The sequence below is a fragment of the Shewanella psychropiezotolerans genome (genome assembly GCF_007197555.1).
GTDB lineage: Bacteria > Pseudomonadota > Gammaproteobacteria > Enterobacterales > Shewanellaceae > Shewanella > Shewanella psychropiezotolerans.
Genome location: NZ_CP041614.1, coordinates 4,724,905 through 4,740,004, shown reverse-complemented (window position 1 = coordinate 4,740,004; position 15,100 = coordinate 4,724,905). Strand labels below are relative to the sequence as shown.

Sequence of the window (15,100 nt, the reverse complement as noted above, 5' to 3'; positions counted from 1 at the left end):
ATATTGTGGAACAGAGAGTCTTCGAGCGGTAAAATGGAAGATGCGTATCGCCCTTGGATTCAAATCGGTGGCAGGGGCTGAAGCCACGATAGCCGTGTCGAGTTATGGCAAATGCTCCGTAAAGGTCAGATGAAAGATGCTGATGAGATAATGCTATGGGAGCTATTCTTTAGCGGCGTAACCGTGCTTGGAGGAGACTGGGATCACTTCGTTTCTCAAAGATGCGACAGAATCGTTAATTAGCTTTTATCCCTTTATTGTAAAATAGCCCCCTGAGGTTTGAGTCGCTATTTATGAGTCAGAGCCAGTCCCGTTGATGATTATTAAAAGGATATATTAGATGAAAAAACTAGCTCTAGTTATGATGGCTTGTTTTGCCAGTAGTTGTTTTGCCAGTAGTATCAACACCACCAAAATTACCCGAGTGTTGGTGGGACCCGGCGTTGGAAAAAATGTGATGTTAACGATTAGTCCGCGACCTACTAATCTACCTGACTGCCAAACTAATCAAGGTTATAACTATGTATTTGATGGCACCACCGAGGTTGGTAAGATGACTCTGGGTGCCGTACTTACTGCGTATGCAGCCAAATCTAATGTTTGGTTGGGTGGTACAGGTAGCTGTAGTTTATATAACACCATTGAAAATCTTAAGCATATAGTGATCAAGTAAATCAGACACCAATTTTAATAGATACGGAGCACAAATGAAAAAAATAGTCATAATGTTTTCAATTTTATTTACAACGCTATCCGCAAATGCGACAGACTGGATTACAGTAAATGACATGAGCCTAATAAAATGGCAAATAACGCCAGGCGGTATGGTGTATTTTAGAAACCTTAATGAGTTCAATTCCCAAGCCCTTCCATGTTGTTATAATTATTATATTGATACAACAACACCCGGTGGTAAATCTTTGTGGAGTGTAGTTTTAACAAAGATGACTACATCAGAGAAACTAATCTTGGGAACGCCAAAAATAAATACCGCGGGACCTATAACCTATGCAGGTATATGGTAAATATAATCGGTTAGCCGGAGGTTTCTAACCTTCAGCCCCCCGTTCGTAATACGTGTAAGCAGGTGTCACTTTGAATTATACAGGGTAATAATGACTTAGAAATCAACGGTCAGATCAGTTTTTGTGATTTTGGTTTTTGAGACGTGTTTTTGAGATAAATAGAGTTACCTTTAACCTTTCGATAGTAAGTCGCTGAAAATATTCGCTTTTAAATTGTCGTCAATGATGCTCCCCTTCGTTATTAGGAAAGAGTGGGAACATGAATTACGAACGCGCGCCTTTTGGGCTCGAATCGCAACAAGTTTGCAGCCATTTATTGTGGCTGAAGCAATACATAATAAATTAGGGAAAGTAATGAAAAAGGTATTTATTTTTGCATTCGCGTATATATTCTCAAGCAATTCGTATGCGGAAATATTCGTTCATACTGACACGATCAATAGGCTTGGAGGGATCGAATCGCGTGAAAATGGCGATTATGTGGTTTTAAATGGCTTTACCTCAGCAGGTACATGTCCACTGTCTGGTGGCTTGGTAGTTGCGAGATTTCGCAGTGAAGGTGGAAATGGTCACAGTACTTTTTCTTTAGCACTGGCTGCAAAAATATCAAATAAAAAAGTCACAATAGCTGTCGATGACGCAGTAAAAAACGCAAATGGTTCTTGCTTTGTTCATTCAGTTACGATTACTGAATAGCGAATGCCCGCAAGTTAGTAAGTGCAGAAAAGACAAAAGACGGGACATATATGGTCACCTCGGGTTTAGCAAGGTCGGTGTCTATTTTTGTCTTAAATCCTCTAGTTTTCAATAGTTCATGGGGGGAGGGCAAGGGTACGGAAAGTTACTTTAAGAGGCTATCAATAGAGTTCACTGCAATGATATATGAATATTTAAGTGGATTTTCTTCCACATAAGTTATAAACATCCTTGTGATAGGTAGCTATAACAAGAGCTAGGTTTATAAAGGAAGAGCGCTTGCAACCCGTTACTGAGAAGGCACAGAAGCTTAGAGTAACTTTAGACTCCGTTGGACCTCAGACCCCGTCTAGAAAATTCCCAGATACTTTCTTTTGTTTTCAAAATCTAGACACACATGGTGCTGATTTGACCTAATCAATTTCGCAAAAATAAACCCGATAACAACACCATGTGCGATATTAAGTTACTACATCCCCCCGCCACATGAAATGCAACACTTTATACCTTATGCTGCCTGTCTTTTTGTTAACCGTCGATGTGAGGCTTGTTGTCTGAGTGTTTCAAATGTTGACATATCGCACTAAAAGGGTGTACTTTTTCCGCATCATGTGTTGTGGACGTATTTGTATGCGCTTAATTTCTCTTAGGTTTGTTACCGTTTTGTTGTCGCTGTGCTTGCTTTCTTGGTCTGTCGTTGCGACCTCGCTTCCGGGGGTCGGCACTCCAAATTTGACTGGCAACAAATCTGGCAATGAAATCAGGCTTGAATGGACATCTGTAAGTGGGATTGCCGGTGGTCGTAACATCGTATACAGCTTATTCGAGTCAACAAATAACTCTTCTTGGACTCAAATATATTCCAGTTCCCACAGTAGAAGAAGTTTAGTCTTATCAAGTAAAAGCCAATATTTGTATTTTTATAAGATTAAAGCTTGTCAGCAAACACTATGTAGTGGCTATAGTGCTAATGTTGAGTTACAAGATCTTAGTGCACCGATAACATCAGAGTCTTTTTCAATAGAACGGTTAGATTACAACGTCTACCAAGATACCAATGGACATTTGTATTTGGTTCGTCCTCCAAAGTTTGTGCCTATAGCAGGTGAAATATTTATCCCACTGTTTATTCCTGACCAAGGTAGTGTCATAAAATTATCCCGTAATGGCAGTTCTTGGGACCTATCAACCTTAACTTATGCACAGTTTACTGCATCTAATGCGACAGAAATAAAGCAAGGGGCGGTTAGGTATCAAAATATCAACGGAACATCCGATGCAGAGTTAGTTATTTCATTGGATGGGAAGTTTGAAAATAGCATTGTTATTACCGATATTGGTAGCACAACTCATGAGGTCAATGAGCTGAACGTTCAACTTGAGCAGTGGTTACAAACAACCGATGCTGAGGTACCCAATGCCACAGGCAGTAATGCTGCACCTTCTCAATTAGTTAATTTAGATGCTGCAGTACTCAAGGGGCAAGCTTCTGTCTCTGGTGGCCAAGCGAGCTATCAAATTCCTATTGACTTACCCCCGGGCGCGCGGGTATTCAGCCTAAGGTTTCTCTGAGTTATAGCTCACAAAGTGGTAACGGCATAGTCGGTGTTGGTTGGTCACTCAATACCGGCTCAGCGATAAGCCGTTGCGGGGCGACCCATGCCCAAGATGGTTTCACCCGTGCAGTGACCTTTAATGCCGATACCGACAGGCTTTGTTTGAATGGGCAGCGGCTCATCACCTCTGGCAGCTATGGCACCAGCGGCACTGAGTACCGCACCGAGATGGACAGCTTTGTTAAAGTTATGCAATCGGGTGCAATTAATGGCGCTTCAACGCATTTTACGGTCTATCGTCCCGATGGTTCAACAGCCACTTATGGGGCTAACGGCAATAGTCGTTTCAATCCTGAGGGGTTAACAACAACGTTAAGTTGGAAGGTGACTCAAGAATCCTACTCTGATGGAATGAATACCATTGATTATCGTTACTTTAATCCTGAAGCTGGTGAGCATCTACTTGAAAGTATTTACTACACGGGGACGAATTCAAATCTCGGAGATAGACAAGTTAAGTTCATCTATGAAGCGCGTCTTGATAAGCGTAATGCCTATATCCAAGGTGGACGATTAAAAACGACACAACGATTAACATCGATAGAAACGTATTTCGGCTCTGAAAATTGGGTATCACGATATCAGCTTGGCTTTAAACAAAGCCAGATAAGCAAGAAAACCTTGCTAGATTCTGTGCAGCATTGTGGTCAATTCAATGGGGAGTCACAGTGTCGTCAGATGACGCATTTTTCGTGGGAAGATACCCCCATTACCATCACAAGCGAGCCACTTAAATTGGATGGCAAGCACATCTTTGATGGCGTCGTTAAAGCCTATGAATTGACCCCCGTCGCGGATGCCAATGGTGATGGAGTACTTGATTTTCCTACGTACTATTCAGATGCCGAACAAAGAGAAACAGGGCAGCATGAATACGGCTATAAAGATGTTTGCTACTATAAAGCCGTTACAGGCAAGAAAACATGCTCAGTGGCTGATATTGATGGAGATGGTAGAACTGACATTGTTAAGCCCGTTAATAATAACGTCGCTATTCGATTTTCTGCTAACAATTCAGATAGCTTCATAGAAACCAATATCTCTTATGACCATCGAAAGCTTAAAAACCCGGATGTCATAGAAAATATGTCCGATTTTAATGGCGATGGCCTGCCTGATTTGCTCATGCGAAGAGCAAGGAATGGCACCATTAAGTGGGAGCTTTTTGTCCACACAGGCTCATCGACTCACCCCTATCAAACCAGTATCGTCATCACCTCGACGAGAGAGGATGCTGAACAAACAGATATGAGCTTAAATGCGGTGGGTGATATTGATGGCAATGGGTTACCTGATTTAGCACTTTTTAGTAATCGAAGTGTTTTTGGGGCTGTGCCAGTAAAAGGCTTGAAACAATTCATGCTAAACCAAAGCATGGGTAATAATATTGTTTTTGAAAGTAAAGACGCCCCTAGCTTCGGCTTTTTTGAAAACCCTGGCCATATAGTAACAGATTTCTTTTTCTTCAATTATATGACCGACATGAACGGGGATGGACTGACCGATATTATCGCGTGGCAACAAATTGAGGGGGGCAAAATAAAACTGGGGTATATGCTAAATACCGGGAACGCAGATTTTACTTCATGGCAAGCATTCACGGGCAATGTCTCATTAAAGCAACGCTCTTTTGTTATAAAAGCATTTTCTGAGGAGCCTTTCGATGTTACCTATCCCATGCATTTTGACAGTTTCCATTCACAAGATATTGATGGCGATGGTATCAATGAAATTCTTCTGCCAAACAAAAGATTAATTACAGGCTGCGCAAGCATTGTGGTACCCATTAACTATCAGTGGAATACCAAAACATTCTGCGGTGATGGTTTATATCAGGATTTCGCTACATCAACCCAGGCTAATTTCCCAACAGCACCGATTGACTCACGCAGTCTTGATGAATCCATTTATCAATATGACGCTATTAAATTCACCAGAAATAGCGATGGAAGCTACGGCCTAACTCAAGAACCAACACAATATAAAGGGAGTGCATATCAAGCCACATTTACCGATGCGTTTGGCGATGGGTTAGTTGATATGATAACAGCATATGGCCCTCGGATAGTTCAAGGTCAACACAATCGAACCTGGATAGATGAGCCCGCCTCAAGTCTGTGGGGGGCCGATTACGGTGGCTATATCAGTCGGAATTATGGCTCAGGCACAGGCATAACCCCTAGCGATTACCAACCGGTTGATTATTTAGCGTCTGTCACTGACGGCTTAGGTAACACCAGCCAGTGGCGTTACCGCCCGCTCTCTACGGGCGAAGCCAGTGCAGGCCAAACAAAAATGTACCATACCGACCATGATTATGTCGGTGATGGCTATATTCACTTTGGCTCCAGCATGTACGTGGTGCAATCGTTTGAGCAAAGCAATGGCATCGGTGGAGTCAATGAAACCGAGTACGCCTACAAAGGCGCCATGTATAATCTGCAAGGCAGGGGCTTCACTGGGTTTAGAGAAGTGGTTGAAAAAGATGTCAGTCGCAATAAAGTGACCATGAGTGTCTTCAGGCAAAAATTCCCCTTTGTTAGCTTGCTTGAATCACAAACGGTGAGTGTCAATGGCATCACAGTGGCAACGACCACACAAAGCTGGACTGACAACCCGCAGCACACGATTACCGGCGTGTATCACAACATCAATACCCGCACTATCACCAACAGCTACGGGTTAAGTGGGTCCAGTGAGCGGCGCAGCGCGGTTGAGCAAACCATTGCTCCGAGTGCTGTTGATGAGTTTGGCAATATTAGTAAGCGCACTCAAACGGTCACCGATTATATTGATGGTGGCGCCAATAGCTACCAAACCGTGGTCGATACCGTGTTCACGCCAGACACAGATAACTGGTTTTTATCAAAATTTAATGCGGTGATGACGACCAATACCGTCGAAAATCGTGATTGGGCGAACGACCCAGCAGTGAGTGCTGATATCGCTCAAGTGGCAACGCAAACGATTGAGTCTTGGGACGAGGTTCATCACAAACCTACCCGCATTGTTTACACTGCATCGGGCAGTGCTTGCAGCCGTAGTGACGTTATGGTGCTTAATGATTATGGCTTGCCTTTATCATCCACGGTAACCGGACAGTCTAGTACTTGCAGCCACCTTTCAGCTCGAACAACGTCATTTAATTACACTAAAAATGGGTCCAGTGTTGCGGATGATGGTTACCTCCCTTACCAAGTGACTAACGCCAAAGGTCATATCACTAAAACTGAATATAATATGGGTTTAGGTGTCCCCACCAAAGTGACGGCGCCGAACAGTATGATTACCCAAACTCAGTACGATGCCATAGGGCGACCGGTTGAGGTAAGCCAAACGGGGAGCCCTATTCGATATCTGAGGTACTTAGTCGCGTCCAATGGCAACAATCGTCCGGCTTATGCTCAATTGATGACACGTACCACCTCTGCAGGCATGCCGACAAAAGAAGTTTACCTCGATAGCTTAGGTCGCTTCTTACTCAGTGTCACTCAAGCATTTGATGGTAGTCGCTATCAGTATCTGGACAAAAAATATGACAGCTTTGGGCATCTGACTCATGAGTCTTTGCCCTATTACGATGGTGACACCGCTGAATATACTCAGTTCAGTGGTTTCGATGCTTTCGATAGACCAACGACTCGACGTCTGCCAAATGGTGAGTCAGGTGGATTAATGTCTACCTATGACTATACCGGTTTGAAAACCGATATCACGGTTGATGGTCGCACCATGTCGCGCACCTACGGCATGCAAGGCTTACTCTATGAAACCGTCGATGCAGCAGGCGGCAGTAGTCGCTTTGCCTATGATGGTGGGGGGCGTCCTCTGGTCATTGAGGATGCGAACCATAACAAAATAGTGGCCAGCTATAATGGCTTTGGTCATAAGACTCAGGTGGTTGGCCCCAACCAAGGCACTACCACCTTCGGTTATAACACCTTAGGCGAACTGGACAGGCAAACCGATGCCAATGGTGTGGTGCAACGCTATGTGTTCGATACTTTGGGGCGCATAACCAGCCAAACGACTGCAGGCGGTAATGCTCCAGGTACGGCTTCCTACACCTGGGATACCCTCAAGCAAGGGCTATTGACGTCAGAAACTGCAAATGGCATCAGCCGAAGTTACGCTTATAACAGTCACCTGCAATTAGATTCGAGCTCGGTCAGAGTCGCCACGAGTGTCGGTGGAGATGGTGTCACTCGTACTGTCAGTCATCAATACGACAGCTTTTATGGTCGGCCTAAGGCGTTGACTTACCCCAATGGGTTAACGCTGGAGTACCGCTATAACGAGTCTGGTTACCTGAACCAGACGCGTAATGCGGCTTCGGGTTATATCTATCGCACCGTCACCGACATGGACGCCGCAGGCCACCTAACGGGCAGTCAGATGGCCAATGTTCTACTAGAGCAAACCAGCAGCTATAACAGTGAAGGCACCATGGCCAGCACTCAGGTGAGCAGTAGCTTGGGCCTGCTGCATAATCATTATTATGAGCGTTACGATAGCTTTATGAACCTCACGGCTGAACGCAATGCCGTCACAGGATTAGAAAAGCGTTATGTGTATGACAATCTGAACCGTCTAAAACAGTACAACTTTAGCAATGGGGGTTTTGCTATCTACGATAACAGTACCCCGTTCGCCGCTACCGTCGATTATGGCTATGATGCGGTGGGTAACTTGCTGAAAAAGTCCGATTATAGTGTTAACACGGCTAACGCCTATGAGTATGGCGCGTGTAATGGGCCAAACCGCGTGTGCGCCATCACTAAGCAAGTCAATAATCAGCGCGTCACCTTTAGCTATGACAGTCGGGGTAATCTGCTTGTTGGTGACGGGTTAACCATGACCTATAACGCACTGGATAAACCCTTGACCATCAATGGACGTGGGCCGGGCAACAACACCCGCACGGCGTTTGTCTATGGCAGCGATAATATGCGCGCACTGCAAACCCGAACCGTGAGTGGCAAAACCACTAAGACTCACTATGTCGATAAGTTGTTTGAATCGGACAGCGACGGCAGTTGGCGAGCCTACATTGATGATGTCGCCGTGCTCAGTTACACCCCGGAAAAGAGCCATCAGCTGCTGTATACCCTGCGAGACAGATTAGGCAGTGCCACGACGATGGTGGACCACAATGGTAATATCATTAGTCAGCGCTATTTCGACCCCTTCGGGCGTACGGCTACGGCGAGTGTGGCGGGTAGCTTAGGCGATTTGCTTGATACTAACCGTAACCGCCGTGGTTTCACCGACCATGAGCACTTGAACGAGCAGCAGCTTATTCATATGAACGGTCGGGTGTACGATTACAACATGGGTCGCTTTATGTCGGTGGATCCGTTTATTCAGAGCCCGACATCGACGCAAAGTGTTAATCCGTATTCGTATATTATGAATAACCCGATGGCAGGGACAGACCCAACAGGGTATGCGTCAGATGATGTCATGACCGGCTCCAGACTCAAAGGCGTAGATACTGGAGCGCATGGTGCAGCCTTTGGGGCAAGAGTCCGAATGGACAATAGGCAGGCTGACTCTGGCGCTAATAAATCGCAAACTGCTCAGCAAGCTGATGTTAAGGTTGATAAGATTGGGGGGCTGGGCAACAATGCTCAACAAGGCTACGGCAATGATGCTAGCTTTGCTAAAGGTTATAGTTCTATTAAAGGTGACATGAGCTATGCCATATCATGGTCGGGACCAGGGCAAGCCGTTGATAGCATACATTCAGGTATCGATGCTTTTGAGGCTGGCTATGAGGAGTACCAAAAAACAGGCAACCTCACAAGTGCGGCGTTCATAGCTGGGAAAGCAGGGATTCAATCTTTAGCTGAGCGTAAGTTAAAGTTAGGTAGGGCGCCTGATGTTACAAAGAAACAAACTATCGTTGAGCGTGGAGAGGAATTAGCGTTAAGAAATGGAAATAAAAATAGTGTGACGATTAAAACTACTGAAGGTCAAATTCGAGTAGATCTAAGAGGTAAAGCACACTCTTCAAAGGAACTTGGTAATGTTTCTGTGCCAACCCCCCATGCTCAAGCATATAAGAATAATGTAATACCTAAAGGTCCTAGAAAGGGTCAAGTTGGCAGTATCACAAAAGATGGAGATGTTATTCCTGGTGATGCAAGAATGCTGAGGATGGTTGACCGATATTTAAAATCAAAAGGGCAATAGAATGTTATTGGAAAATTTTAAAATTGTAGACTCTATCGCTATTGAATTTACTGGAACATTTTTGGACTTACATTCAAATTTTGATTTTGTGAAGTTAGCATACAATATTGAAGAGCGAACTGTAGAACTCGATTGGAAAAAATGTTCCGGGGAATGGGCTAAACTAGAACAATACAAAAAGCTGAAACTAGTATTTAAGTCAGTTGATATTTTTAGGGTTAATCCAAGAGACAGTGAAAAGCCATTCTCTGAAGATGACTGCCTCAGTTATATTGGCTACTTACATCCTGATGATTTGAATCTTATGGAAGGATTCTTACCTTCTGAGCAATCTGAGGACAATTATCATATGGTATTAGGATTCGAGAGTGGATTGGTTCTTAAAATATATTCAGAGTTGGTTTTACTAGTGGCGGTAAATGATGCCACCCACAATTAATGGCACATGTTGAACGTCTTACTAAGCTTTAGTTATTACTTCAGTAAGAGGTTTCGTGACGCTTAATTTTAGTGTCTCGCGACCTGTACGGAAGAGGATCGTTGAACGGACAGTTAAACAGTACCTACTGATCACCGCGAAATGGGCGATGAAGTTGTCTCATATGAGTGGTACGATAACAATCTCTTTTGTGGCCCCCTAACCGTACATATTTATGACTGAAATACGGATTGGTTATGCTCGTTGCTCTACCGATAAACAAGATCTGACAGCCCTACAAGACACGCGTTCGTAATACATGATGAGATGGTATCCTCCTCCCTAATCGGCATTGGCTGCAAAACAAAATACCAGTCGAACCAGGAACAATTATCAGACTTTTCCGAGCAAATATGTTTACACTCTGTGTATAAAATATGGAGGGTAACTTCAATGACATTGTCAAATTTAGAGAGGGGGGTAATGTTGAAAACGAGTGTAATGACCAGAGTTTTTTCTTTATTCCTGCTCGTCTTCGCTCTGTTTTCTTGCATCCCAGCGTTAGCCGAGATAAGGCATATCAGCATAAATGATGTTAGCTCAGTTGACACTAATATGGAGGTATGCTTATTTCTGGTGTATGGGCTAAGAGGATAGAAATAACCAAGACACCCAAGATTGTCTGATGAAGATCCCTTGACTAAGCTTACGTGAGAGCTGTTGAGGGGATTTGTTATGCCGACACCAAGAAAATCATTAGTAAGTTTGGAGGATACATTATTCTACCACTGCATATCTCGTTGTGTTAGAAAGGCTTTTTTGTGTGGAGTCGATAATTATACAGGTCAATCCTATGAGCATAGACGGGATTGGGTTGAAAGTCGCCTACTGGAACTTTCATCTGTGTTTGCCATTGATATTTGTGCTTATGTAGTCATGAGTAATCATTTACATCTCGTGTTACGTATTGATGTGGAGTTAGCTAAGCATTGGTCAGATGTAGAGGTGGTCACCCAATGGCAAAAGCTGTTTAAAGGGGATAGCCTAAATCATGATTTTGTTAAAGGTGAACCACTTGAATCCTATCAACAAAACATTATCAATAAACGAGTAAAAGAGTACCGCTTAAGGCTGATGGACATCTCTTGGTTTATGCGGGCACTCAACGAACCTATCGCTCGTAGAGCTAATGCAGAGGACAAGTGTAAAGGCCGTTTCTGGGAGGGAAGGTTTAAGTCCCAGGCTCTGCTTGATGAAGCAGCAGTACTTGCCTGTATGGCCTATGTAGATTTGAATCCTATCCGTGCCAAGATGGCCGCTACACCGGAAACCTCAGACTTCACTAGTATTCAAAAACGCATCCAAGCTGCCATGAAAGGTGAGCAGCCAACATCACTGCTGCCCTTTGTTGGTAATGAGAGCAAAGGCATAGCTAAAGGAGTCATGTTCAGTGCTAAAGATTATCTGCAACTTGTTGATGATACTGGACGAATAGTCAGAGCTGACAAGCGAGGGTATATGAGTCAAGAGTCGGCTACTATTTTAAATAGACTTAATATCCCGCAAGAAAACTGGATAAAACTGGCCACAGAGTTTACCAATATTTTCAAAGGGCCCGTGGGTAACACTCAAGAGTTAACGGCCTATTGTGAACATCTTGAGCGCAAGCGCCGGCAAGGTGCAGCCAACTGTCATCGATGGCTAGATAGCGCTTAATTAAGACCCAAGATATCCAGTTAAAAGTCATCTTTCAAACATAAGCAAACCCTTGCTTGGGGTCATGATGTTTGATTTTCAAGGAAATGATTGTAATTTAACTCATGATGGAATGTTTGAGTATCGTTTGGTGTGTAAGTGGGCGGCTTGATAAATCGAGGAGTTTATCTGGTTGTGTTCGGTACTGGTAATCTTCCTTAGAATAAAATGGATGTCTTGGTTATATTTATCTTTCAGATTTCTGAATCAGGCTTTGGCTGCCTGACGAAAAGTTCGGCCGTCTGATGAAAAGTAGAGGTTTAATGTTTACACAATTTAAAATCGATTGGATGTCTAACATCCGCGGCGACCTGCTGTCTGGCATTGTCGTTGCACTTGCGCTTATTCCCGAAGCTATCGCCTTCTCTCTTATTGCCGGAGTTGACCCTAAGGTCGGTCTGTACGCCTCTTTCTGCATCTGCGTTATCGTTGCCTTTAGCGGCGCCAGGGCTGGCATGATATCCGGTGCAACCGGGGCGATGGCTTTGCTGATGGTGACTCTGGTCAGAGACCATGGTCTAGAGTATCTGTTAGCCGCTTCATTACTCACAGGGATCATTCAGATAGTCATAGGCTATCTGAAATTGGCAGACTTGATGCGGCTAGTGTCCCGCTCTGTGATCACCGGGTTTGTGAATGCGCTGGCGATACTCATTCTTCTGGCGCAACTCCCGGAGCTGACCCATGTCAGTTGGCATGTTTATGCCATGACGGCTCTGGGATTAGCGATAATCTATCTGTTTCCTATGATCCCCAAAATTGGCAAGCAGATCCCATCACCTCTGGTGTGTATCGTGCTGTTGACCATGATTGTCATCTATACCGGGATGGATATCCGCACTGTGGGTGATATGGGGAGTTTGCCGGACTCATTGCCTGTGTTCCTCTGGCCGGATGTACCTGTGACACTCGAGACTCTATGGATCATCTTGCCTTACTCCTTACTCCTTACTCCTTAGCATTAGCCGTTGTTGGGTTACTCGAGTCTATGATGACGGCGAGTATTGTCGATGACTTGACCGACACCTATAGCAACAAGAGCCGTGAGTGTAAGGGTCAAGGTATTGCGAATATTGGTGCTTCCCTGATGGGGGGAATGGCGGGATGTGCCATGATTGGTCAGTCGATTATCAACATCAAGTCTGGTGGACTGGGTAGGCTTTCTAGCCTGGCGGCAGGAATATTCTTGCTGTTCATGGTGTTGTTTCTAGACGCATGGCTGAAGTTAATCCCCATGGCGGCCCTAGTGGCTGTGATGATCATGGTGGCTATTAGCACTTTCTCCTGGCAGTCGCTTGCCGATCTTAAACATCATCCTCTATCGACCAATTTAGTTATGATTTCAACTATGGTCGTGGTGGTGATGACGCACAATCTGGCTATCGGTGTGTTAGTCGGAGTCGTGCTGGCATCCTTATTCTATGCCAATAAGAGTCGCAGCATATTAGCTGTCAGGGATGAGGTGGTTATTGAGGACGAGCATGTTACTCACAGGGTACATGGTCAGATCTTCTTTGCCTCGGCTGATCACTTTATCGGGCTATTTGAATTTAAGAAGCTGGCGGATGCCATTACCTTAGATCTGTCCGATGCACATTTCTGGGATATTACAGCGGTTGCGGCATTAGATAAGGTCATATTGAAATTTAGAAAGCTGGGCGTCGATGTGAACGTAATAGGCATGAATGATCCCAGCGAAAAGCTGATCAGTAAGTTTGCTATTTATGATAAGCCTGAACGACAAGCTAGCGTGTCTGTGGGCCACTAATTGTGATTTTCCGGTTCCGGTTTAACCTGATTGACTCGAAGATAAGATAAGCTGGTTTAACCCATTTTTTAGTCATAAAAAACCGCCCACTATGGCGGTTTTCACTTATCTCTGAATAAAGAGTGGCACTGAATAAAGCGCTTATTCTTGTGCTTTCAAAGTGAGCTAATTACAGCTCAGCTTCAATCCATACCAAACGGTGATCGGAAGAGATATCCTTGCCGTTGCCCCATTTTCCAACACGCTCATCATTCATAAGCATGTAGCCGTCTTCGAAACTTGCAGGCCAAAATACGCCTGAGTCTGTGATGTTAAGATCGTTTGACGGAATAGCATGGTCGACACGTAGACCGAAGGTACTGGTGATGCGATCTGGGTAGGTGCTATCGCCACAACCACCAAGTGCTACACATTCAGTAGACCCTAGGCTGTTAGGCGCGTAAACACCATCGGTTGCCAGTACGTTTACACGTTCATGATGCATTAGGTTTTGAATTGAATCGAGGAAGCCATCACCATTTTCTGGATCGGCGTTAAGATCGCCCATAACGACGAAAGAAGCATCTAGCCCTAGGCCGCCTTTGACACCGGCATCATCATAGATGTAGTCGGCATTTGATGCATAGTCACTCCAGAATTTAATCTCTGCACGGTTAAGCATCTTGTTGTTCTGTGTGAGCGTATCAAAAACGGGTGGCGTCGGGTGAGAGAGTAGTAAGTGAACCACTTTTTCACCATCGGCAGTAGGGATTAGGATAGGCGCATCCACATGGTTTTTAGAAGACAATGGCTTTTCGGCCCAAGCTTCTGCTGTATACCATTCATCGCCACACTTCATGCCTTCTGGAATTGGATTGTTTTCATCTTCACAGTTAGTGATTGTTGGGTTAGTTTCACCCGGCATGTCTTTCCACTTGAAGGTTTGGAAAGTGCGGATGTTATCAGTATCGATTGGGTACTGAGACAGTAAGCCAAAGGCATATTGGCCGTGGTAGAAACCGAAGCCCCAAGCATCGCCTGGTAGTGCTACAGTTCCGTTTCGGTCTAGATCGAATTCGCTGAGCAGACCTGTGTTGGTTGAGAAGTTCTCGAAATAAGCGAATTGAATCGGTTCGAGCATCTTCTTATCATCAGAAGTGGTCCCTAGACCATTTTGTGGTACCGCTAAGTAGTTTAAGCGAAAACCTTTAATAGCGTCTTGATTCTCACCCATGCCATCGTTGTTAAATTCGCCCATCATCAATACTGCCGGACGTTCAGTCTGGATTATAGCTGCGACGTTACGGATCTGAATGACTTTTTCTGCCACTTTAAGTTCGTCTTCAGTTAAGGTTTCATCGAACCACTTCTCCATTAAGGCTTCTTGCTCAGGAGTGGTTAAAGCCATCTCTGCAGCAAGTTGTTCGAAGCTGCTGCGATCGAATGATAAGTTATAAGTACCGAAGCGAACATTAGTGCTATCTGGTGTAGGTTCAACGGGGTTGTTGATAATTGTTTCGTCATTACATCCTGATAATAACGCAATCGAGATCGCAGCCGCAGCTGCAGTTTTTAGAAAATTCATATTTTGTGACCCATCAATAATTATTATGTTGAGCTCATTTATTTGAGCTTCGATAGGATTCTA

8 protein-coding genes and 1 pseudogene are annotated in these 15,100 nt (G+C 44.4%); 8 read left to right on the top strand and 1 reads right to left on the bottom strand.

Going from position 1 to position 15,100, the window contains the following annotated elements:
* Positions 1 to 340: 340 nt before the first annotated feature.
* The 8 genes and pseudogenes from FM037_RS20790 to FM037_RS20750 all read left to right on the top strand — a co-directional run bounded on the left by FM037_RS20790 (position 341) and on the right by FM037_RS20750 (position 13,473).
* Positions 341 to 673: a hypothetical protein gene (locus tag FM037_RS20790; RefSeq protein WP_144047576.1), complete on the top strand. Its 333-nt coding sequence runs from the start codon at positions 341 to 343 to the stop codon at positions 671 to 673.
* A 34-nt stretch (positions 674 to 707) separates the two neighbouring features.
* Positions 708 to 1,025, top strand: a complete 318-nt coding sequence (locus FM037_RS20785; protein WP_144047575.1) for a hypothetical protein — start codon at positions 708 to 710, stop codon at positions 1,023 to 1,025.
* A gap of 354 nt (positions 1,026 to 1,379) precedes the next feature.
* Positions 1,380 to 1,721, top strand: coding sequence for a hypothetical protein (locus FM037_RS20780; protein ID WP_144047574.1), 342 nt, complete (start codon positions 1,380 to 1,382; stop codon positions 1,719 to 1,721).
* Between the two features lie 630 nt (positions 1,722 to 2,351).
* Positions 2,352 to 3,293 (top strand): hypothetical protein, encoded by a 942-nt coding sequence (locus FM037_RS20775; RefSeq protein ID WP_144047573.1) that lies wholly within the window; start codon positions 2,352 to 2,354, stop codon positions 3,291 to 3,293.
* The gene (locus FM037_RS20770) at positions 3,272 to 9,532 is read left to right on the top strand and encodes an RHS repeat-associated core domain-containing protein (protein WP_324617141.1); all 6,261 of its coding nucleotides are present in this window, start codon (positions 3,272 to 3,274) and stop codon (positions 9,530 to 9,532) included. Before FM037_RS20775 ends, FM037_RS20770 begins: the two co-directional genes overlap by 22 nt.
* Before the next feature lies 1 nt (position 9,533).
* Positions 9,534 to 9,971 carry a hypothetical protein gene (locus FM037_RS20765; RefSeq protein WP_144047571.1) on the top strand — a complete coding sequence of 146 codons (438 nt, stop codon included), beginning with the start codon at positions 9,534 to 9,536 and terminating at the stop codon, positions 9,969 to 9,971.
* Between the two features lie 714 nt (positions 9,972 to 10,685).
* Positions 10,686 to 11,666: a transposase gene (locus FM037_RS20755; protein ID WP_144047570.1), complete on the top strand. Its 981-nt coding sequence runs from the start codon at positions 10,686 to 10,688 to the stop codon at positions 11,664 to 11,666.
* 302 nt (positions 11,667 to 11,968) lie between these two features.
* Positions 11,969 to 13,473 (top strand): annotated as a pseudogene (locus FM037_RS20750) (SulP family inorganic anion transporter).
* A gap of 169 nt (positions 13,474 to 13,642) precedes the next feature.
* Here FM037_RS20750 and FM037_RS20745 read toward each other — a convergent pair.
* Positions 13,643 to 15,037: an endonuclease/exonuclease/phosphatase family protein gene (locus FM037_RS20745; RefSeq protein WP_144047569.1), complete on the bottom strand. Its 1,395-nt coding sequence runs from the start codon at positions 15,035 to 15,037 to the stop codon at positions 13,643 to 13,645.
* Positions 15,038 to 15,100 lie beyond the last annotated feature (63 nt).